Origin of the sequence: Streptomyces sp. NPDC057253 (assembly GCF_042669125.1) — a bacterium.
GTDB lineage: Bacteria > Actinomycetota > Actinomycetes > Streptomycetales > Streptomycetaceae > Streptomyces.
Window position 1 is genome coordinate 1 of sequence record NZ_JBHUXV010000148.1, and the last position, 20,170, is coordinate 20,170.

Here is a 20,170-nt window from a genome sequence, read left to right on the forward strand (position 1 = left end):
GTTCCTGCGTATCCCTGGGCATCGGAACAACCCACCGCGCCTAGGGGGAACAGTGTCCCTTGCCCAGCCCGATGTGACCGTGGTCGTCGGGGCGTACGACGCCATGCCGTACCTCGTCGCCTGTCTGGACTCCGTCGAGGCGCAGACCCTCGACCACGCCCGCATCGAGGTCATCGCGGTCGACGACGGCTCCACCGACGGCACCGGGGAGTACCTGGAGGAGTTCGCCGCGCGCACCTCCCTGGACGTGATGGTGGTCCGGCAGGACAACTCGGGCGGCCCCGGCGGCCCGCGCAACGTCGGTCTGGGCAAGGCCACCGGGCGGTACGTCTTCTTCCTGGACGCCGACGACAGGCTCGGCCCCGAGGCGCTTCAGCGGATGGTCGCGATGGCCGACCGCAACGGCACGGACGTCGTCCTCGGCCGCGTCGAGGGCGTCAACCGCAAGCCGCCGACCTCCATGTGGGGACGGACCCTGGAGCGCACCGACGTCTTCTCCTCCAACATCAAGTTCACGCTGAGCGCCCAGAAGCTGTTCCGCCGCGCCTTCCTCGAACGGCACAGCATGCGCTTCGACGAGTCCCTGTGGACCGGCGAGGACGCCCTGTTCACCATGGAGGCCTATCTGCGGGCCGACGGCGTCTCCGTGATCGCCGACCACACCTGCTACTACCTGGTGGGCCGCGAGGACGGCAAACACGTCACGAAGACCGGCAGCCACACCCTGCGCTTCGACTCCGCCCGCGCCCTGATGACCCTGATCGCCGACATGGTCCCGGCGGGCGCCCGGCGCGACGCACTCATGGTCCGCCCCTTCCTCGTCACCCTGCTCCCGCAGTTCGGCCCGAGGTTCCTGAAGGACAGCGAGGCGATACGCCAGGAGAAGCTGGCGCTGGCGAAGCCCCTGATGGACGCCTACTGGACGGGTGAGGTGGCCCACCGCCTCCGCGTCCACGAACGCCTGCGCCTCCAGCTGGTCGCGTCGGACCGCCCCGATCTCCTGCTGGAGGTCCTGGAGTTCATGAGGACGAGGAAGACACCGCAGGCGGTGCTGGAGAAGCGCGGCCGACGGGTGTACTTCGCCTACCCGCACTTCCGGGACCGCGCGACGGGCCTCCCGGACTCCCTCTACCTGGCAGAGCCTAGGGAGGCCCGAGAGGTGGCGGGCTACCGGGAGGTGGGGGCGGACCAGTTGCTGCGGCGGGCGGTCCGCAAGGCACGCAGGGTCCTCATCCCAGCAGCGTGAGCTTCCCGGAGACGGACACGGTCTCCTCCTCCCGCCGCGGCCCCGGCAGCCGCCGCGCCCTGGCCGCCGCTCCCAACGCCTGTACGGCCCTGTCGAACCGTTCCTGCGCGGACGGCTCGTCCGGCCCCAGCAGCCGCCGCTTCAACGCGGCCCGCGCCGAGCGGAGTTCGTCCCGCTCCGGGTGGCGTACGGCATCCAGCAGCGCGGGCACGCCCGTCGCGTCCGGCGTCAACACCGTCGCCGCCCCCGCCGTGGGGAACGCGGCACGGAACTCTGCCTCGCTCAACCCGCTGGTGTTCGCGACCGCGTACGGCTTCCCGCTCGCCAGGAAGTCGCTGACCACGCTCGACACATCGCTGATCAGCAGGTCGGCCCGGTTGAAGCAGGCGTACAGCGTCGGCCGGGCGTCGGTGACGACCTGGTGCTCCCACACGGGCAGCGAGGCCCAGTACGCCCGCTCCCAGGCCTCGGTGGCCCGGCGCACCGCCTCCGCGCGGCCGCGCTCCGGCGTCGACTGGAGCAGCATCCGCTCGACCGAGTCCGCGGCGGTCCGGAACGACGCGGTGGTGAGCCGGTCCAGCTCCCGGGTCCGGCGGGCGAGTTCACCGTCGTCGGCGGGGCGTTCCCCGGCCCGCTCCCGGTTCGCGGCCCGCACCAGCTCACGGATCCGCAGGTCCGCCGTGCCCGCCCGCGCGTCCACCGACCCGGTCAGCGGATGCGGCTTGTACAGCAGCCGGACCCCGGGATCCGCCAGCAGCGCCCGCACGATGTTCTCGCCGGCCTCGATCACCGAGGTGTTGCCGGGGTTGCCGTCCCAGCCCTCCCAGGTCGGCGCGTACAGGACCGTGACGGGACCGGTGGGCGGCCCCGCGTACGGCCGTACGGCGTCCAGCTGTGGGCGGCCGATCTCCACCACGTCCTTGTCCTCGACGCCGACCTCGGCCGCCGCGTACCGCTCCCGGGCGGCGGGTCCGGCCACCCACACCTCGTCGTAGGCCTTCGCGTAGGGGTTGCAGGACGACAGCTTGTCGCTCTCGCCGTGGTTGACGAAGGTGTGCTTGATCGTCGGGATGCGCAGGACCTGGGAGGTCTTGCCGGAGTTCGAGGGGTGGATCAGGACCTGGAGCGTGGAGTGCTCCAGGCGCAGCAGCGTGGAGACCTTCGGCAGGCAGACGATCGGGACGTCGGTCGCGGCGATCTTCTGCATCATGAACCGCTCGCGCAGGACGATCACCGGCTTCCCGCCGGCCTTGGCGAGCGGCTCCAGCCACATGTTGGCCTGGTAGGCGGAGGAGACCCCGCCGGAGAAGTAAAGCCCCACGGTCGGCCGGTACTCCGCCAGCCACGCGTCGAACCAGTCCAGGACCTCCTGCTCGCCCGCCGGCCGACGGCTCGGCAGCAGTCGTACGAGAAGGTCGTACAGGCCCATGAGCGCGAGCCCGAGGGACATCGCGATGCCGCAGGCCGCGCAGCGGGGGTCACCGGTGGCCGCGGTGGCCAGCAGGCCCGCGGTGGCGGGCAGGCCGTGGACCAGGAGGCGGGGGCCGGGGCGGCGCAGCAGGGCGGGCGGGGCCGGGGTGAGGCGGAGCGCCGAGGCGTCGATGTTGCGGGTGAGGACCGGGAGGGTGCGGGTGCGGCGGACCAGGACGGAGGCCGCCTGGACCGCGCAGTGCAGCGCGTAGAAGGCGAGCAGCCCGGCCACCAGCGCGGTGTACGCCGTCTCCTCGTCCTCCGGGGTCAGCCGCAGCAGGCCCACGACCAGCAGCAGATCGCGCAGGACGTGCCGCACGGTGATGTCCGCGTGCGACTTGGCGAACAGCGAGACCATGCCGCGCTGCCAGCGGTGCAGGACGCCCTCGGCGGCCAGGGACGCGGCGGTCGCGGCGAGCAGCAGCGGGACGTGCGGACGCAGGGCGGCGACGACCTGGGCGACGACGGCGGCTGCCAGGACGGCGGCGACCAGGACTCTCGTCGTGGTCTGCCGGCCCGGCAGCCGCGCCGCGGAGCGGAGGCGGGACAGGGGTTTTCGCACGGGGGTCACTCCAGGGTCGTCGCGAGACGGACGCCTTGGTTAACGGGTGTCGACCTCCGGACGACACGCGCGTGTACCCGTGCGTGCGGGGCGGGGAGGTGCTAGGGGATCGGCTGTGCGGTCGGCTGTTCGACCGGGGCGACGAGGACCTCGGCCCGTTCCGCCAGGGCCTTGTCGGCCAGGTCGTTCACGGCCGCGTTGAAGCGCTCCATGGAGGTCGGGTGGTCCGGGCCGAGCACGTACTCCTTGAGGACGCGGCGCTCGGGGGCCATCGGGTCGTGGACCGGCTCGCGCACCGAGCGCAGGATCTCCGGCAGCCGTGTGCAGTCCCGGTCGAGCAGGTAGGCGCCGCCCGCGGTGGTGTAGGCGGCCCGGAACTCCTCGTCGGGCAGGTCCCGGGCGTTGGTCAGGACGTACGGCTTGAGGCTCGCCACGAAGTCGGCGACCACCGAGGAGACGTCGCTGATCAGGAGGTCGGCCTGGTTGAAGCACTCGTACAGGGTGGGGAGCTGGTCGAGGACCACGTGGTGGCGGGCGCCGGCGCGGCTCTCCCAGTGGAGCCGGTGCCACTCGTCCCTGAGCTGCTGCCATGCGGCGGCGCCCGCCCCGTCGGGGACGCGTGAGTCCCGCAACTGCTGGGCGTCGTCGCCCTCGTGACGTCCCGCCATCGCGTCGAGGCGGGCCTTGATCTCCTGGAGCCGCGGTCTCGCCGCCGCCATCTGCCGGTCCTCGTCGGCCCGCAGCAGCTCCTGGACGGTCCGGTCCGCGGCGGCGGCCTCGGCCGAGCGCTTGCCGGTGAGGGGGTGCGGCTTGTAGATGATCCGGACGTTCTGAGCGAGAAGCCTCTCGATCAGGGGTACGCCCATGGGGATCAGGGAGGTGTGGCAGTCGTCGTCGCTCCAGCCCTCCCAGGTGGGCGCGTACAGGACGACGGGCACCGGACCCGGGACGTGGTCGGCGTGCAGCCGGACCGGGGCCAGCTGCGGGCGGCCCACCTCGACGATGGCCGAGTCGCTGATGGCGTGCCGCACCCGCCGGTAGCGGTCCCGCCCGGCCTTTCCGGCCACCCAGATCTCGTCGTACACCTTGCTGACGCGGTTGCTGCTGGCGAGCTTGTCGCTGTCGCCGTGGCCGATGAAGACGTGCTTGGCCTCGGCGATCCGCAGCATGTGGACGTTCTTGCCCGCGTTGCCGGGGTACAGCACGACCCGCACGCCGGACAGCTCCAGCTCGGCCAGGTCGTCCGCCTTGGGCACGCAGACCACCGGGATCCGGGTGCGGCCGAGGAAGCGGAAGGAGGCCCGCTCGCGCAGCACGATGACTGGGCGCCGGTCGAGTTGCTCCAGCGTCTCGATCCACATGTTGACCTGGTACATGAAGTCCCGGGACACCGCGGCGAAGCTGAAGTACAGGGCCACCTCGGGCCCGTAGCCGGCGAGTTGGCGGTTGACCTCGCCGATCACCGCGTCCCGGCCGGGCATCCGGCGGACGGTGCGGAACTGTCCGAGCAGGGCCGCGAGGGCGACCAGGGTGGCGCCGATCGTCAGTGCGTAGCCGACGTAGGCCGAAAGCCGGCTTCCGGTTGCCAGGGCGATGAGAAGTCCCACGTGGGCGGGCAGGTCGAGGTGGAGGAGCTTGCGCAGGAAACGCCGGTAGAGCAAAGCGGGCGGGGTTTCGGGTATGTCGATCCCGCTCATGTCGAGATTGCGCGCGATGAAGGGCAGGACGCGCCGCCTGCGGATCGCGTGGTGCAGCGCCGAATACATCATGACCAGCAGGAAATGGGCGCTGAGCACGGCGAGCCCGGTGACCACGACCGCGTCGGGCGCGTCCGTCCGGTCGGCCAGGGCCAGCAGCATCAGCGTGCGCACCGCGAACCGCAGGGTGCGGCTGACCTGCAAGGTCGCCAGGCGCCGGACGAATCCGGGGGCCTTGGCGTGCAGTGCCTCGTCCGCGAGATACGTCACGGCCCACGCCACCGTGAAACCCCACACCGAGGGCAGCAGGGCGAGGACGGGGAGCGCCGCGAAACCGGCGGTGAAAAGGATCACCAGGAGAAGTTCGTTTTTCCCGCGAACGCGCAGGACTGCACACAGGCGGCGGATGTTCATGGCCAGTTCGACACGGGTCAATGGCCAAAGGTTGTACATCCGGATGTCGCGGGGAATTCACTTCCGCTTAAAAGGGAGGGTGGACTTCCGCTTTTCTCGACCCGGGAACCGGAACGGCCTTTTGGCGCGTCCGGTACCGGGTTCGGGTCCAGGTCCGGGTCCCGGCCCGGGGCCAGGTCCGAGTCCAGGTCCGGGGACTGGACGGACGCGCGTCACCCCGTCCCCTTCGCGTACATTGCGGGCGAGATACCCGCAGTGGCGCGAGGGGACAGGACACAAGGTGGCAGGGGCAAGGCAGGCCGTGGGCGAGGCCCGCAGGATCGTCGTCAAGGTGGGCTCCTCGTCGCTGACCACCGCCTCCGGCGGCCTCGACGCCGACCGGGTCGACGCGCTGGTCGACGTCCTCGCCAAGAGCCGCAGCGGGGGCGAGCGCGAGATCGTCCTCGTCTCCTCCGGTGCCATCGCGGCCGGACTCGCCCCGCTGGGCCTGCGCCGCCGCCCCCGGGACCTGGCCCGCCAGCAGGCCGCCGCCAGCGTCGGCCAGGGCCTGCTCGTCGCCCGCTACACCGCCTCCTTCGCCCGCTACGGCGTCCGTGTCGGCCAGGTGCTGCTGACCAGCGACGACATGAGCCGCCGCGCCCACCACCGCAACGCCTCCCGCACCCTCGACAAGCTCCTCGCGATGGGTGCCTTCCCGATCGTCAACGAGAACGACACCGTCGCCACCGACGAGATCCGCTTCGGCGACAACGACCGGCTCGCCGCCCTGGTGGCCCATCTGGTCCACGCCGACCTGCTCGTCCTGCTCTCCGACGTCGACGGTGTCTACGACGGCGACCCGAGCAAGCCGGGCACCTCGCGGATAGCGGAGGTACGGGGCCCCGAGGATCTGGCCGACGTCGAGATCGGCAGCGCGGGCAAGGCGGGCGTCGGCACCGGTGGCATGGTCACCAAGGTCGAGGCCGCCCGGATCGCGGCAGCCGCCGGCATTCCCGTGGTGCTGACCAGCGCGATCCACGCGGGCGAGGCGCTGTCCGGCGGTGACACCGGCACGTACTTCCATCCGGCGGGCAAGCGCTCCGCCGACCGGCTGCTGTGGCTCCAGCACGCGTCCACCCCGCAGGGCTCGCTGACCCTGGACGACGGGGCGGTCAGGGCGGTCGTGGAGCGCCGCAAGTCGCTGCTGCCGGCCGGGATCGCCTCCGTCGAGGGTGAGTTCGTCGCGGGTGACCCCGTCGAACTGCGGGACGGCACCGGGCGCGCGGTGGCCCGCGGTCTCGTCAACTTCGACGCCAAGGAGATGCCGCGGCTCATCGGCCGCTCGACCCGGGAACTGGCACGGGAGCTGGGGCCGGCGTACGAGCGGGAGGTCGTCCACCGGGACGATCTGGCGATCCTGCACCCTTGAGGGCCCGGGTCTGGGGTGCGGCTTGGGTGCGGCGGTTCCTGGGAGGGGTTCTTGGGTGCGGCGGTTCCTGAGGGGGCTGGGCCCTGCGGTGCGGCTTGGGCGCGGCGGTCCCTTAGAGGGGTTCTTGAGTGCGGCGGTCTCTGAGGGGCTCGTGGGCGCGGCGGTCTCTGAGGGGGGCTCGTGAGCGCGGCCGTCCGTGAGGGGGCTGTGGGTGCGGCCGGTCCCTGAGGGGCCCTGGAAACCGTGCCGAGGTGGCCGTACGCCCGAAAACGGGGTGAACGCCCCGCCCAGGGCGTCGCCCTGAGGTGGACGTTCCGCAAAATCGCCCCGCGAGCCCTTGCGGCCTGCTCAACTTTGTCCCAGGGACACATTCCGCCCGGCCCGTGGGGTCGGTCTGTGCGTGAAGGAGGCCGTCGTGAGACGAGTGCGCCCTGGGGCGGCGGCGTCCCGCGACGGCGCGGCGGCTTCCCGCGACGGGTCCGGGAAGGCCATGGCGAAGCCGGCCGGTGAGGAGCGGACCCTGACGAGCGTCGCCGCGGGGGACCGGTTCGAGGGCGAGAAGCCCGCGGACCTGCCCCGCCTGTGGCATGTCACCCTCAGCGTCTCCGGCGAGGAGGCCCCGCTGAAGGAGGTCCGGCGCGCCCTCCAGCAGCTCGCCCACGATCACCCCTTCCTGCTGACCAGCCGCTACGCCAACGACCACGCCGAGATCCGGTACTGGGAGGAGGCCCGCGACCTGCACGACGCGGCCGCCGTCGCCCTGCGCCTGTGGGGCGAGCACCGCCAGACCGCGGGCCTGCCGCCCTGGGAGATCGTCGGCCTGGAGGTCATCGACCGGCAGACCTACCACCAGCGCATCGCCGAGGGGTACGGTCCGCCACCGGCCTCACCGGTCGGGGTGCACCCGTACTGACGACGGCCCACGGAGCCGCGGTCCACGTGTCCCTTTGATCCCGTCTCGCGCTGTGGAATGCGCGGTGGACGGCCCGGTGCGGCGCACTACCCTTCCCTTATGACCTCGCTCTCGCCGTACGACTCCATGACCCCGGTCACCCAGGCCGCCTACCGGGCCAAGGCCGCCGCCGCCGACCTCGCCCCGCTGCCGAGGGCCGAGAAGGACGACGCGCTGCTCGCCATCGCGGACGCCCTGGAGGTCCGTACCAGCGAGATCGTCGAGGCCAACGCCAAGGACATCGCCAAGGCCCGCGAGGCCGGCACCAGCGAGGCGATCATCGACCGGCTCACCCTCACGCCCGAGCGGGTGCGCGCCATCGCCTCCGACGTCCGGGACGTGGTGGCGCTGCCCGACCCCGTCGGCGAGGTCGTCCGCGGCTCGACCCTCCCGAACGGCATCGACCTGCGCCAGGTCCGCGTCCCGCTCGGCGTGGTCGGCATCATCTACGAGGCCCGCCCGAACGTCACCGTGGACGCCGCCGCCCTGTGCCTGAAGTCCGGCAACGCCGTCCTGCTGCGCGGCTCGGCCTCCGCGTACGAGTCGAACACCGCCCTCGTCCGGGTCCTGCGCGACGCCGTGGGCGGCGCCGGACTGCCCGCCGACGCCATCCAGCTCGTGCCCGGCCAGTCCCGCGAGAGCGTGCAGGAGCTGATGCGCGCCCGCGGCCTGGTCGACGTGCTCATCCCGCGCGGCGGCGCCTCCCTGATCCAGACCGTCGTGACCGAGTCCATCGTCCCCGTCATCGAGACCGGCACCGGCAACTGCCACGTCTACGTCGACGCCCAGGCCGACCTCGACATGGCGATCGACATCCTGATCAACTCCAAGGCCCAGCGGGTCAGCGTCTGCAACGCCGCCGAGACCCTCCTGGTCCACCAGGACATCGCCCCCGAGTTCCTGCCGCGCGCCCTGGACGCCCTCGCCGAGGCCGGCGTCACCGTCCACGCCGACCAGCGGGTGCTGGCGTACGCGAAGGACACCAAGGCGACCGTCGTCGAGGCCACCCTGGAGGACTGGGACACCGAGTACCTCTCCTACGACATCGCCGCCGCCGTCGTCGACTCGCTCGACAAGGCCGTCGAGCACATCCGGCTGTGGACCTCCGGCCACACCGAGGCCATCGTCACCACCTCCCAGCAGGCGGCCCGCCGGTTCACCCAGCTGGTCGACTCCACGACCGTCGCGGTCAACGCGTCCACCCGCTTCACCGACGGCGGCCAGTTCGGATTCGGCGCGGAGATCGGCATCTCCACCCAGAAGCTGCACGCGCGGGGTCCGATGGGCCTTCCGGAGCTCACCAGCACGAAGTACATCGTGACCGGGGACGGGCACATCCGCCGCTGAGCCGGGCGACCGGAAGGGGCGCACGGCCTGGGCATATGCGTGAGGCACGCGCCCGTTCAGCGCCCCCCGGGCGCCTCCGGGCCGTACGAGAGGCGTCTCACAGAGCGGATGAATTTCCATACCGTCTGCCCAAATTGACCCCCCAGGTCTACTCTGGATCCGTGCCGGAGGACGTGGGGGGCACGCCGTTCCCTGACGGCTGGGAGCCCGACGACGACCACGACCGCGGGGTGTCGGACGAAGAGTTCGCCTCCGTGGTCTTCGACGAGGCCTTCGTGCGGGCGGCCGTGGTGCACGAGCCGACCGCCGTCGAGCGCCTCCTGGCCGCCGCCCAGGCGAGAGCGGAGGCCTCCGAGGCCGAGGCCCGCAGAGCCCACCCCAGAGGCGAGCGCTACGAGGACGGGTACCGCCCCGGCGGTTTCAGCCATGATCCCGACCTCGACGACCTGGACGACACCGAGATCCTCGAAGGCCGCTACGGCGCGCCCGGGACGTACGGCAAGCAGGTCCGCTGGCATCGCCCGGTCGCCTGGATGCTCGCCCTCGTCATGGGCATCGGCATGGTCGCGCTGGCCTTCACCGCGGTCTACCGGGGCGCCTCCTCGGGCAGCCGCGACCGGGTGCCGCCGCCCGCGTCGACCGGTCTGGAACAGGGGAGCACGGTGACGCCCTCGGCGTCCGCGGACTACTCCCAGCCAGCCGTGTCCGCGGTCCCGCGCACGCCCTGAGCGGTCCTGGCCGATCTACGACGGGTGCCGGCCGGAGTGCGTAGCGTTCTGGGCCGGTCCTGGTGCGGACCTGGTGCGGACCTGGTGAGAAGCTGTCAGAAGTTGTCGTGCGGCTGGGCGTTTACCTGAGCTTCCCGAGACCTACTCTGAAGATATGGGAGCGCCAGGAGACCCGCCTGAGGGGACACCCGAGGGCGGCCCGGCAGGTGGAGAGGACGAATACCGATCCGTCGTGTTCGACGAGTCGTTCGTCCGTGCTGCCCGCCTCCAGGAGTTCTCCGCGCAGGAGCGCATGGCCGACCACGCGCCCGCCGTACGCCGCCGCCCACCCCTCAGGCGAGGCCTGTCCCGGCAGGTGCTGATCCTGGTCCTGCTGATCGCCGTCGCCTTCGGTACGGCGATCTACATGGGCGTACGGCACCCCTACCAGACCTCCGCGCTCCGGCAGCCGGTCGAGCCGCTGCGGATGACCGTCATCCCGCTGGCCCCCGAGGGCAGGGTCCCGGGGCACGCCGACGCCGAGTACCTGTACGCCCACAGCCCCGCCGCGCAGTACCGCGTCGGCGCCAAGGGCATCCCGCTGCCGGCCTCCCGCCGCACCGAGCACTTCTCCGACAGCCAGGTGGTGAGCGCGCTGACCACCGCCAAGGACTACATCGTGCGGTCCTCGCTGGATCCCGACGTCCTCGCCGGCGGTCAGGTCCGTGCCGTGCGGGTGCTGCTCGACACGGACCAACTCGACCAGTTCGACCAGAGTTTCGCCCACCCCGCGGCGGACGGGCGGCACGCCCCGACCGGGTGGCTGGTCCGCTTCGACCCCGCCGAGGCCCGGCTGGCCGACGGGCAGATCCGGGTGCAGGGGAGCCTTCAGGCCGCCGAGACCGACTCCTCGACGCTGGAGGTGACCGCGGACCACACGTTCGTGTACGCGCTGCGGGCCGCCGCCGCGGGTGCCTCCAGCGAGGTCTCGCTCTTCACGGTCCGGCGGGAGCTTCAGTTCCGATTCGACCGGGACGATCTGCGGATGCACACGGCCCAGCTGGTCGTGTCGTACGTCCAGGCCGGGCCGCTGTCCTGTGCGGAGGACTCCACGAACCGGCTGCATCCGCTGCTGGCCGGGCAGACCGCGAAGGCGGGTGGGCCGGCGGGGACGGATCCCTATGCGACGGGCAGCGCCACGGCGTTGTGCGGGTCGTTGGCGACCAGCGCGCAGCCGAAGGTGTGACGCCGCAGGGGGTAACGCCGTAGGGGGTAACCCCGGGTACCCCGGGTGCCCCGGGTGCCCCGGGTGCCCCGGGTGCCCCCGGGGGACCCCGAGTGTGGCCCCCCGCCCCGGTCAGGTGGCCTCAGTTCGCCGGCGTCGGACCGCCCTCCCCGTCGGGCCCGTCGTCGTTCCTCGGGGCCGGGCCGGAGAAGCCGCCGAAGCCCCTGCGCACCCTTCCGCCCAGGTCGCCCGCCCCGCCCGCGATGTCGTTGACCAGCTTCATCAGGGGGTCCTTGGAGCTCTTCACATTGCTCGCGTAGCTCGCCGCCGACTCGCGGAAGCTGTCCGTGACCGAGGTGTCCTTGTCCTCGGAGCGGCGCGGGTAGTGGCCGTCCATGATCCGCTGGTAGTCGCGGGACTCGGACCACTTCTTCAGCTCGGCCGCCCGGATCGTGGTGAAGGGGTGGGTGCGCGGCAGGACGTTGAGGATCTTCAGGACCGAGTCGCGCAGGTCGCCGCCCGCCTCGTACTCCTCGGCCTGCTTCAGGAACGCGTCCACGTTCATCTCGTGCAGGTTGTGGCCGCCGGCCAGCTTCATCAGGCCGCGCATCGAGGCCTTCAGGTCCTGGCCGACCAGCAGGCCCGCCCGGTCCGCCGACAGCTCCGACTTGCGGAACCACTCCCGCAGCGCGGTCACGATCGCCATGATCGCGATATTGCCCAGCGGGATCCACGCCACCCTGAGGGCGAGGCTGGTCAGGAACAGCAGGATGGTCCGGTAGACCGAGTGGCCGGACAGGGCGTGGCCCACCTCGTGGCCGACGACCGCCCGCATCTCCTCCTCGTCGAGGAGGTCGACCAGGCCGGTGGTGACGACGATGATCGGCTCGTCCAGGCCGATGCACATCGCGTTGGGCTGGGGGTCCTGGTTGACGTACATCGGCGGGACCTTCTCCAGGTCCAGGATGTAACAGGCGTCCCGCAGCATGTCGTTGAGGTACGCGAACTGCTGGTCGGAGACGCGCACCGAGTCGGACAGGAACAGCAGCCGCAGGCTCCGTTCGGGGAGCAGACCGCTGAGCGCCTTGAACACCGTGTCAAAACCGCTCAGCTTGCGCAGCGCCACCAGGGCGGAACGGTCGGCGGGGTGCTCGTACGCACGCGAGGAGATTCCCGGGAAGCGCCGGCGCTGCCTGCTCGGGACGTTCTCGTGTCCGTTGTTCTGGTGGCCGTCGTCGGACATGTCTTCCCCCATGTGCGTCTTTGGCTGTGCCTCTTCGGCCTCTGTGATCCTTTGCGGACCCTTGTGCGGCCCTTTGCGCCCCCGAAGCAGAGCCCAGCCTAGGCGGAGATAGCGTGGACGGGCAGTACAGCGAAGGAGTCCACGTCATGGAGCACACCCGGGCCGCCTGGCTCACCGAGGCCGCTGGTGCCGCCGAGCAGCAAGGGGCCGGAAATCTGCTCCGGGTCGTACTGGTCGTGATGTTCGTGGGCTGTGCGTTCACCGCGTGGTTCCTGCTGCGGGGGTACAAGCGGAAGGACGAGTGAGCGAGGGCGAAGGTTCCCCTCCGGTCCCCGGCGCCCCGCGTCCGGCCACCAATGGTGGAGTCGGGGTGATCGCCCTCACCGCGCCCGCTTACCATGGGCCGACGTCTTTATCCCGCCCTCCTCCATCGGATAGGTCTGCCGAAGATGAGCTTCCACAGCACCGCTGCCCAGTTGGTCACCCTCGCCGCAGAGGGCGAGGAGCACGGCGGCAACCACGAGAGCCTCGACCCCCTGGTGACCGGCGGCGCCGCGTTCATCATCCTGCTGCTCCTGCTGTGGATCACCACCCGCTTCAACCGCGACCGCTGAGGCACTCGGTGCCCATGACGGGGCACTGCGGGCCCGCGCCGTCCGGTGCCCTCAGGTCGGGCCGGTAGGGTCTGCACGCATGGGAGAGCAGGACATGCCTACCGGCCCGGGCCACAACGGCCCCTCCAACCCCGGCAAGCGCCGCCTCGGCGTCATGGGCGGAACGTTCGACCCGATCCACCACGGGCACCTCGTGGCGGCCAGCGAGGTCGCCGCGCAGTTCCACCTGGACGAGGTCGTGTTCGTACCGACCGGCCAGCCGTGGCAGAAGACTCACCGCAGGGTGTCCGCGGCCGAGGACCGCTATCTGATGACGGTCATCGCGACCGCCGAGAACCCGCAGTTCTCGGTCAGCCGCATCGACATCGACCGCGGTGGCCCGACCTACACCACGGACACACTGCGCGACCTGAAGGCGCTCAACGCCGACACCGACCTCTTCTTCATCACGGGCGCCGACGCCCTCGGCCAGATCCTCACCTGGCGGGACGCGGAAGAGCTGTTCTCCCTCGCGCACTTCATCGGAGTCACCCGGCCCGGTCACACCCTGGCCGACCCCGGGCTGCCCGAGGGCGGGGTCTCGCTGGTCGAGGTCCCGGCCCTGGCCATCTCCTCCACCGACTGCCGGGCGAGAGTCGCCAAGGGCGATCCCGTCTGGTACCTGGTGCCGGACGGCGTCGTGCGTTATATCGACAAGCGCGAGCTGTACCGCGGCGAGTGAGCCGAGAGGGGCACCGGTGAACGACCGATACGACGCGGGTTACGGCGGCGATCAGGAGAACCAGTACGAACTCGTCGGCTACGACGAGTACGGCCGGCCGGTGTACCAGCAGGTCCCGCCGCACCAGGCTCCGCGACAGCAGCCTCAGCAGCCCCAGCAGTACGACCCCTACGCACAGCAGGGCTACGGCTACGACCCGTACGCCACCGGCGGCGGGCAGGCGTCCTACGACACGGGCAACCAGCACCCCGTCCCGCCGTACGACCCCTACGGCACCGGCGACACCGGCCAGCAGGCGCCGGTGCCGCCCTACGACCCGTACGGGGGCCAGGGCGCGGGCGGGCAGGGCGTCGGCGGGCAGGGCGTCGGCGGGCAGGGCGTCGGCGGGCAGGGCGGCGGTCCGGCGACGGCGTACGACCCCTACGGGCGGGCCGCCGCGAGCGGGCGGCAGCAGCGGGTCACCGAGCAGACGGCGTACATCCCTCAGCAGGGCGGTCCGCAGGCCGGGCCGCAGGGGGGACCGGCCGGGGGAGCGGCGGCGACCGCGCGGACCGGCGTGGACGGTCTCGGCGTGGGCGGTCCTGGTGCGGGCGGTCCTGGTGCGGACCGTGCCGGAGCGGGCCGGGCCGGCGGAGGTCGCCCCGGCGGCGGTCGCCCCGGTGTGGACTCCGGCGACGACGAACGGCAGTACCACACCGCCCAGTTCGCCTTCGTCGAGGAGCCGGACGGGGACTCCGAGGACGTCATCGACTGGCTCAACTTCACCGAGAACCGCACCGAGCGCCGCGAGGAGGCCAAGCGCCGGGCCCGCAGCCGGCTCGTCGCCCTGGTCGTCGTCCTCGCCCTGGTGGCGGTCGGCGGTGTCGGCTACCTCTGGTACGCCGGGAAGCTGCCCGGCCTGTCGGACTCGGAGAGCAAGAAGGGCACCACGATCGCGGCGAGCGCCCAGAACCGGGACGTGATCGTGGTCCATCTGCACAACACCGCGAAGGGCGGCACCTCCACCGCGCTGCTCGTCGACAACACCACCACCGACCAGGGCACCACCGTCCTGATCCCCAACTCCCTGAGCCTGACGGCCGACGACGGCACCACGACCACCCTCGCCAAGTCCGTCGACGACGACGGCTCCTCCGGGACCCTCGACGCCCTCGACACCGTGCTCGGCACCGACATCGAGGGCACCTGGCGCCTGGACACCCCCTACCTGCAGAACCTCGTCGACCTCGTCGGCAACATCGACGTCGACACCAACACCGCCGTGCCCGACCCGGCCGCCAAGAAGAAGGGCCAGGCGCCCCTGGTGAGCAGGGGGAAGGACCAGACCCTCAGCGGCAAGATGGCCGTCGCCTACGCCACCTACCGCGCCTCCGGCGAGGCCCAGAACGCCCAGCTGGAGCGCTTCGGCCAGGTGATGCAGGGCGTGCTGCGCAAGCTGTCCTCCGACCCGACGGCCGCGACCACCACCGTGCAGACCCTGGCCCAGATCCTCGACCCGTCCCTGACGGACAAGGACCTCGGCACCTTCCTCGCCAAGCTCGCCGACCTCGCCAAGGGCGGCGACTACAAGACCGCGCTGCTGCCCGTCCAGCAGGACGGCACCCTGAGCGCGGCGGCCAGCGCGAGCGTCGTCAACGACGTCCTCGGCGGCAAGGCGAAGAGCCCCGACAAGGACGCGGCGGTCAGCGTCTCCGTCCAGAACGCCACCGGCACCAAGGACAACACCGAGAAGGCCCGCGTGGTCCTCCTCAACGGCGGCTTCACCTTCCTCGACGGCGGCACGCCCTCCGGTGCACAGGCCACCTCCAAGGTCGTCTACGCCGACGCGGCCGACAAGGCCAACGCCACCGAGGTCGCCAAGACCCTCGGCCTGCCCGGCAGCGCCGTGACCAAGGGCAAGGTCTCCTCCAGCGCGAACGTCTCGGTGATCCTCGGCCAGGACTACAAGCCGTCCTCCTCGTCCTAGCCCCGGCCCCGGTCCGGAACGGCACCCCACAGGTCCACGACAATCACGTGGGGTGCCGTCGGCGGTCCGTGAGACCCTTGAGGTCTAGTGACCGCCGACCGAAAGCCTTGTAGTGACCGCCACTGACCGTTCCCTCGAGCTCGTCCACACCGCCGCGCAGGCGGCCGCCGACAAGCTCGCCCATGATGTGATCGCCTACGACGTCAGTGACGTCCTCTCGATCACCGACGCCTTCCTGCTGGCGTCCGCGCCCAACGACCGCCAGGTCAAGTCCATCGTCGACGAGATCGAGGAGCGGCTCTCCAAGGAGCTCGGCGCCAAGCCGGTGCGCCGCGAGGGCGACCGCGAGGCCCGCTGGGTCCTCCTCGACTACGTCGACATCGTGGTCCATGTCCAGCACAGCGAGGAGCGCGTCTTCTACGCCCTGGAGCGGCTGTGGAAGGACTGCCCCGAGCTGGAGCTGCCGGCCGACGCCAAGGCGACCCGCGGCAAGGGCGAGGAGCACGCCAAGCTCCGGGCCGAGGACGACGATGCCGAGTTCGGGGAGCAGCGGTGACCGCTGCCGCCGACCGCAAGGGCCGCGGCCGCCGCGTCATCCTGTGGCGGCACGGCCAGACCTCCTGGAACGTGGAGCGCCGCTTCCAGGGCACCACCGACGTCGAGCTCACCGAGACCGGCGTCGGCCAGGCCCGCCGCGCCGCCCGGCTGCTGGCCTCCCTCCAGCCCGACGCGATCGTGGCCTCCGACCTCCAGCGGGCCGCGAACACGGCCGCCGAGCTCTCCGCGCTCACCGGCCTGGAGGTGTCCCACGACGAGGGTCTGCGCGAGACCTACGCGGGCGTCTGGCAGGGGCTGACGCACGAGGAGATCATCGCCCGGTACGGCGAGGAGTACGCCGCGTGGAAGCGCGGTGAGCCGGTCCGCCGCGGCGGCGGCGAACTGGAGACCGAGGTCGCCGACCGCGCCGCTCCCGTGGTGCTCCGACACGCCGAGAAGCTCCCCGAGAACGGCACCCTCGTGGTGGTCAGCCACGGCGGCACGATCCGCACCACCATCGGACGGCTGCTCGGTCTGGAGCCCCGGCACTGGGAGAGCCTCGGCGGCCTCTCCAACTGCTGCTGGTCCGTGCTCGGCGAGGGCGCCCGCGGCTGGCGCCTGCTGGAACACAACGCCGGCACCCTCCCCGAGCCGGTGCTCGGGGACGACGACTGAACGGTGGCGGAACCGGCGTCGACCAGGGCCGGACCCGGATTTCACTTTCCGGCAGGTCGCAGGCTAAAGTTCTTCTTGTTCGCCCGCCGAGCGGGAAGAACACAAGGGGCTATAGCTCAGTTGGTAGAGCGCCTGCATGGCATGCAGGAGGTCAGGAGTTCAATTCTCCTTAGCTCCACAGATCGGCACTCTGTTGAGTTGTCAAAGATCGGTGATGAGGATCCCGTCTCCTTCAGGAGGCGGGATTTTCTGTTGGTGTGTAGACGACGATGCGGCACTCGGGCATCCCGTCGATCGACAGCGACTGAGACGTCATCCGCACCTCGCCCCGGGTCGCGTGCCGGAAGGTCTTCACCCGGGGCCCCGGCGGCACCACCTCGCCGCTCGCCCACAGCTCGGCGAAGTACGGGCTGGCCGCCGACAGCCCGCGTATGAACTCCTCCCAGACGGGCTCACCGACATGTCTGCCGTAGGAGGACCGCAAGGTCGCCACCATCACCGGCAGCTCGCGCTCCCGGTAGACCACGGGGCAGGCCTCCTCCGACACCGTGAAGAGCGTCCAGAGCGCGTTCGGTATGCCGATCGCGGCTATCTCACGGGTCAGGAACAGCTGCCGGTAGCCCTGGTTCGTGGCGAGGATGTCGTAGCGCGAGTTGTAGACGACCGCCGGGAGCGGGTCGAGAGCGTCGATGATGCCCTGCACCTCAGGACCCGCGGACCGCGTCAGGCTCTGGGGGTCCGGAGCGAACGGCACCTGAGCCAGGCGGTACAGATGCTCCCGCTCCGGCAGGTCGAGCCGTAACGTGCGGGCCACCGCGTCCAGGACCTGCGCGGAGGCGTTGATCGGGCGGCCCTGTTCCAGCCAGGTGTACCAGGTCACACCGACGCCGGAGAGCTGGGCGACCTCCTCGCGGCGCAGCCCCGGGGTACGGCGCCTGAGACCCGGCGGCATGCCCACGTCCGCCGGAGTCACCCGGGCGCGCCTGCTGCGCAGGAACGAGGCCAGCTCGGGCCGTCGTCGCTGTGTCGTCGTCATCGCGTGTCCCCCATCGCCATGCCCCCTCATGGTCACGTCCCCCATCCCCGCGTCCCCCCGTCGTGCCGTCCCTCGTCGTCACGCCCCCGAACCACCATCCTCGGTGCCGGACCCGGTGCCTGCCAGGTGCTGGCAGTACCAGCATCGGCGGGCTCTCGGCACCCGTACCGGACGGTCCTCAGGCTCGACGGCATGACGACAACTCCCCGGACGGGACCGGATCCCGCGTCCGTCTCCCCACCTGTCCACAGTGAAGCACCCGCCACTGACAACCGGCCCCGGCCGCTGCTCGCGCTCGTGCTCGCCGCCCAGTTCATGGCCCTGCTCGACGTGTTCATCGTGAACGTGGCGGCCCCCACGATCGGCACGGAGCTGCACGCCTCGGGCGCCCAACTCCAGCTGGTCATCGCCGGATACGCCATCACGTACTCGGTGCTGCTGATCACCGGCGCCCGGCTCGGCGAGCGGTTCGGGCACGGCCGGGTCCATCTCGTCGGCCTTGCCCTGTTCACGGCGGCCTCGCTCGCCTGCGGGCTGGCGCAGGGCGTCACCGAGCTGATCGTCTTCCGGCTGGTGCAGGGCGCCGGTTCGGCGGTGATGATCCCGCAGGTGCTCAGCCTGATCCAGCGCCACTTCACCGGCGAGGCCCGGATGAGGGCGCTCGGCGCGTACTCCGCGGTCCTCGCCGTCGGCGCCGCCGCCGGGCAGGTCGTCGGCGGAGTCCTGGTCAGCGCCGACCTGTTCGGCACCGGCTGGCGGCCGGTGTTCCTCGTGAACGTGCCGGTCGGCCTCGTTCTGCTGGCCGTGGGCGGGCGGGTCCTGCTGCCCGGGGACCGCAGGACGCCCCGGGATCGGTCCCGGGGTCTCGACCTGCCCGGCCTGGTGCTGCTGGGTGCGGCCGTGTCGCTGTGCACGGTGCCGCTGGTGCTGGGACAGGAGGAGGACTGGCCGCTGTGGTCCTGGCTGTCCCTGGCCGCCGCCGCGGTGCTGTTCGCCGTCTTCTGCGGCTACGAGGCGCGGCTGGCCCGGCGTGGTGGGGCCCCGCTGATCACACCGAGTGTGCTGCGCCACCCCGGCATGGGTCTCGCCGTGTTCCGGATCATGGCGGTCATGGCCGTCAACGGCGGCTTCCTCTTCGTGCTCACCCTGTACGTGCAGGGCGGCCTCGGCTACAGCGCGCTGCGGGCCGGGCTCTCCTTCGCGCCGACCGCGGTGGTCTTCGGGATCGTCGGACTGACCTGGCGGCACTGGCCCGCCTCCTGGCAGCGCCTGTTGACGCCGGCCGGGTTCGTGATCACCGCGCTGGCCGCGCTCGGGGTGGGCCTGGCGCTGCGGGACGGCGGCGAGGGCGGAGTCGCGCTCTACGCGGCGTACGCCGGCGTGGGCGTGGGGCTCGCGCTCGCCTTCAGTCCCACGCTCACCCGGGCCCTGTCCACGGTGCCGCCCCGGTACGCCGCGGACGCGAGCGGGCTGCTCGCCACGGTCACTCAGCTCGGCCAGCTGATCGGTGTCGCGGGCTTCGGAACACTCTTCTTCAACCGACTTGAGTCACTCAGCCCCTCTGAGGCGTATACCTCTGCGGAGGCGCTGTTGGCGTGCATGTTCGCGCTGGCCGGGACCGCCGCGGTGGGCGCCGTGTCCGGACTGGTACTCAGGCGTCGCTGACCGTATTGGTCCGGCCGTGGCAGAATCAAACGGCCGGAAGGGGGCGCGGCCCGACGGGAGGGAGTAGTGATGCCTGCGAGCATCCTCGTGGAGGTCGGCCACCTCCGCGAAGCGGCGTCGACAAGGGACACGACGGTCCGCCTCATCTGCCCTTCCTGCGGTTCCGTCCACGTGGCGCAAGTACTCGGCGACAACGGCGGGGTCTCCTACGTGTGCACGGCCTGCGGCCACAGCTGGAGCTGATCGATGGGTGCACACAGGCGAAAGTGCGACTGGTGCGGCAGCGGGACGCCGATCGTGCGGGACATGGAGCCGGTCAATCCCGACTACCAGTACTGGTGCGAGGAATGCGCGCGGGCGCTGATCATAAAAGGCGACCCCATCGAGACGTACCGTGAACTGGAGGGCGAGCCGATCTACGGCCGCCTCCTGGAGGAACACTGCACGCTCAAACGGTTCTACTCGTTCGTCACTGCTTGAGCCGGGAAACGATTTGGTGTTCCACCCTGGAGACCGTGTAATGTTGGCTCCGCCGCCGGGGAAACCGGGCGGAACACCAAGCAAGGGGCTATAGCTCAGTTGGTAGAGCACCTGCATGGCATGCAGGGGGTCAGGAGTTCAAATCTCCTTAGCTCCACAGAAAGATCCCGCCGGGTCATCTCGATCCGGCGGGATCTTTCTGTGG

General features: G+C 71.2%; 19 protein-coding genes and 2 tRNA genes. 17 read left to right on the top strand and 4 right to left on the bottom strand.

The genetic code is table 11. The features are described from left to right. Positions 1 to 52 precede the first annotated feature (52 nt). Positions 53 to 1,246 carry a glycosyltransferase family 2 protein gene (locus ACFULQ_RS42885; protein ID WP_383555455.1) on the top strand — a complete coding sequence of 398 codons (1,194 nt, stop codon included), beginning with the start codon at positions 53 to 55 and terminating at the stop codon, positions 1,244 to 1,246. On the opposite strand, the gene ACFULQ_RS42890 is transcribed toward ACFULQ_RS42885, so the two are convergent. Together ACFULQ_RS42890 and ACFULQ_RS42895 are read right to left on the bottom strand one after the other, a co-directional pair. Further along, positions 1,230 to 3,266 (bottom strand): hypothetical protein, encoded by a 2,037-nt coding sequence (locus tag ACFULQ_RS42890; RefSeq protein WP_383555484.1) that lies wholly within the window; start codon positions 3,264 to 3,266, stop codon positions 1,230 to 1,232. The genes ACFULQ_RS42885 and ACFULQ_RS42890 overlap by 17 nt on opposite strands. A 113-nt stretch (positions 3,267 to 3,379) precedes the next feature. Then, on the bottom strand, positions 3,380 to 5,329 hold the full coding sequence (locus ACFULQ_RS42895) for a hypothetical protein (RefSeq protein WP_383555457.1): 1,950 nt from the start codon (positions 5,327 to 5,329) through the stop codon (positions 3,380 to 3,382). Between the two features lie 361 nt (positions 5,330 to 5,690). Between ACFULQ_RS42895 and proB the strand changes: the two genes are divergently transcribed. The 5 genes from proB to ACFULQ_RS42920 all read left to right on the top strand — a co-directional run bounded on the left by proB (position 5,691) and on the right by ACFULQ_RS42920 (position 11,049). Continuing rightward, positions 5,691 to 6,797 (top strand): glutamate 5-kinase, encoded by a 1,107-nt coding sequence (proB, locus tag ACFULQ_RS42900; protein WP_383555487.1) that lies wholly within the window; start codon positions 5,691 to 5,693, stop codon positions 6,795 to 6,797. A gap of 424 nt (positions 6,798 to 7,221) precedes the next feature. Further along, on the top strand, positions 7,222 to 7,710 hold the full coding sequence (locus ACFULQ_RS42905; protein WP_383555489.1) for a hypothetical protein: 489 nt from the start codon (positions 7,222 to 7,224) through the stop codon (positions 7,708 to 7,710). A gap of 99 nt (positions 7,711 to 7,809) precedes the next feature. After that, on the top strand, positions 7,810 to 9,096 hold the full coding sequence (locus ACFULQ_RS42910) for a glutamate-5-semialdehyde dehydrogenase (RefSeq protein ID WP_355738698.1): 1,287 nt from the start codon (positions 7,810 to 7,812) through the stop codon (positions 9,094 to 9,096). 161 nt (positions 9,097 to 9,257) lie between these two features. Then, positions 9,258 to 9,824 carry a hypothetical protein gene (locus ACFULQ_RS42915; RefSeq protein ID WP_383555460.1) on the top strand — a complete coding sequence of 189 codons (567 nt, stop codon included), beginning with the start codon at positions 9,258 to 9,260 and terminating at the stop codon, positions 9,822 to 9,824. Between the two features lie 154 nt (positions 9,825 to 9,978). Next, on the top strand, positions 9,979 to 11,049 hold the full coding sequence (locus tag ACFULQ_RS42920) for a hypothetical protein (RefSeq protein ID WP_383555462.1): 1,071 nt from the start codon (positions 9,979 to 9,981) through the stop codon (positions 11,047 to 11,049). Positions 11,050 to 11,170: 121 nt separating this feature from the next. Here the strand turns inward: ACFULQ_RS42920 and ACFULQ_RS42925 are convergent, their stop codons facing one another. Next, on the bottom strand, positions 11,171 to 12,271 hold the full coding sequence (locus tag ACFULQ_RS42925) for a M48 family metallopeptidase (RefSeq protein ID WP_383555465.1): 1,101 nt from the start codon (positions 12,269 to 12,271) through the stop codon (positions 11,171 to 11,173). A gap of 146 nt (positions 12,272 to 12,417) precedes the next feature. Between ACFULQ_RS42925 and ACFULQ_RS42930 the strand changes: the two genes are divergently transcribed. The 7 genes from ACFULQ_RS42930 to ACFULQ_RS42960 all read left to right on the top strand — a co-directional run bounded on the left by ACFULQ_RS42930 (position 12,418) and on the right by ACFULQ_RS42960 (position 16,962). Further along, positions 12,418 to 12,576, top strand: a complete 159-nt coding sequence (locus tag ACFULQ_RS42930) for a hypothetical protein (protein WP_383555468.1) — start codon at positions 12,418 to 12,420, stop codon at positions 12,574 to 12,576. A 144-nt stretch (positions 12,577 to 12,720) separates the two neighbouring features. Then, positions 12,721 to 12,885 carry a hypothetical protein gene (locus ACFULQ_RS42935; protein ID WP_020136208.1) on the top strand — a complete coding sequence of 55 codons (165 nt, stop codon included), beginning with the start codon at positions 12,721 to 12,723 and terminating at the stop codon, positions 12,883 to 12,885. A 79-nt stretch (positions 12,886 to 12,964) separates the two neighbouring features. Further along, on the top strand, positions 12,965 to 13,606 hold the full coding sequence (gene nadD / locus ACFULQ_RS42940) for a nicotinate-nucleotide adenylyltransferase (RefSeq protein ID WP_383555470.1): 642 nt from the start codon (positions 12,965 to 12,967) through the stop codon (positions 13,604 to 13,606). Positions 13,607 to 13,622: 16 nt separating this feature from the next. Beyond that, positions 13,623 to 15,572: an LCP family protein gene (locus ACFULQ_RS42945; protein WP_383555472.1), complete on the top strand. Its 1,950-nt coding sequence runs from the start codon at positions 13,623 to 13,625 to the stop codon at positions 15,570 to 15,572. 112 nt (positions 15,573 to 15,684) lie between these two features. Next, on the top strand, positions 15,685 to 16,128 hold the full coding sequence (gene rsfS, locus ACFULQ_RS42950) for a ribosome silencing factor (RefSeq protein ID WP_383555475.1): 444 nt from the start codon (positions 15,685 to 15,687) through the stop codon (positions 16,126 to 16,128). Next, positions 16,125 to 16,784, top strand: coding sequence for a histidine phosphatase family protein (locus tag ACFULQ_RS42955; protein WP_383555477.1), 660 nt, complete (start codon positions 16,125 to 16,127; stop codon positions 16,782 to 16,784). Before rsfS ends, ACFULQ_RS42955 begins: the two co-directional genes overlap by 4 nt. Positions 16,785 to 16,889: 105 nt before the next feature. Continuing rightward, positions 16,890 to 16,962, top strand: a tRNA-Ala gene (locus ACFULQ_RS42960). A 54-nt stretch (positions 16,963 to 17,016) separates the two neighbouring features. Here the strand turns inward: ACFULQ_RS42960 and ACFULQ_RS42965 are convergent. Then, entirely contained in the window at positions 17,017 to 17,820 is an 804-nt protein-coding gene (locus ACFULQ_RS42965; RefSeq protein ID WP_383555480.1) for a helix-turn-helix transcriptional regulator, read from the bottom strand. Positions 17,821 to 18,117: 297 nt separating this feature from the next. On the opposite strand from ACFULQ_RS42965, the gene ACFULQ_RS42970 reads away from it, so the two are divergent. From ACFULQ_RS42970 to ACFULQ_RS42985, 4 genes are all read left to right on the top strand, one after another. Further along, on the top strand, positions 18,118 to 19,485 hold the full coding sequence (locus ACFULQ_RS42970) for an MFS transporter (protein WP_383555492.1): 1,368 nt from the start codon (positions 18,118 to 18,120) through the stop codon (positions 19,483 to 19,485). Positions 19,486 to 19,554: 69 nt separating this feature from the next. Further along, positions 19,555 to 19,728 carry a hypothetical protein gene (locus ACFULQ_RS42975; RefSeq protein WP_383555482.1) on the top strand — a complete coding sequence of 58 codons (174 nt, stop codon included), beginning with the start codon at positions 19,555 to 19,557 and terminating at the stop codon, positions 19,726 to 19,728. Between the two features lie 3 nt (positions 19,729 to 19,731). After that, on the top strand, positions 19,732 to 19,965 hold the full coding sequence (locus ACFULQ_RS42980; RefSeq protein WP_003976229.1) for a hypothetical protein: 234 nt from the start codon (positions 19,732 to 19,734) through the stop codon (positions 19,963 to 19,965). Positions 19,966 to 20,049: 84 nt separating this feature from the next. Then, positions 20,050 to 20,122: transfer RNA gene (locus tag ACFULQ_RS42985), tRNA-Ala, on the top strand. Positions 20,123 to 20,170 lie beyond the last annotated feature (48 nt).

Bases quoted from the DNA above. Each gene is read 5' to 3' on its own strand.
- ACFULQ_RS42910 (WP_355738698.1), top strand. From the start codon at position 7,810: ATGACCTCGCTCTCGCCGTACGACTCCATGACCCCGGTCACCCAGGCC.
- ACFULQ_RS42920 (WP_383555462.1), top strand. From the start codon at position 9,979: ATGGGAGCGCCAGGAGACCCGCCTGAGGGGACACCCGAGGGCGGCCCG.
- ACFULQ_RS42925 (WP_383555465.1), bottom strand. From the start codon at position 12,271: ATGTCCGACGACGGCCACCAGAACAACGGACACGAGAACGTCCCGAGC.
- ACFULQ_RS42930 (WP_383555468.1), top strand. From the start codon at position 12,418: ATGGAGCACACCCGGGCCGCCTGGCTCACCGAGGCCGCTGGTGCCGCC.
- ACFULQ_RS42935 (WP_020136208.1), top strand. From the start codon at position 12,721: ATGAGCTTCCACAGCACCGCTGCCCAGTTGGTCACCCTCGCCGCAGAG.
- nadD (WP_383555470.1), top strand. From the start codon at position 12,965: ATGGGAGAGCAGGACATGCCTACCGGCCCGGGCCACAACGGCCCCTCC.
- ACFULQ_RS42965 (WP_383555480.1), bottom strand. From the start codon at position 17,820: ATGACGACGACACAGCGACGACGGCCCGAGCTGGCCTCGTTCCTGCGC.
- ACFULQ_RS42975 (WP_383555482.1), top strand. From the start codon at position 19,555: ATGCCTGCGAGCATCCTCGTGGAGGTCGGCCACCTCCGCGAAGCGGCG.
- ACFULQ_RS42980 (WP_003976229.1), top strand. From the start codon at position 19,732: ATGGGTGCACACAGGCGAAAGTGCGACTGGTGCGGCAGCGGGACGCCG.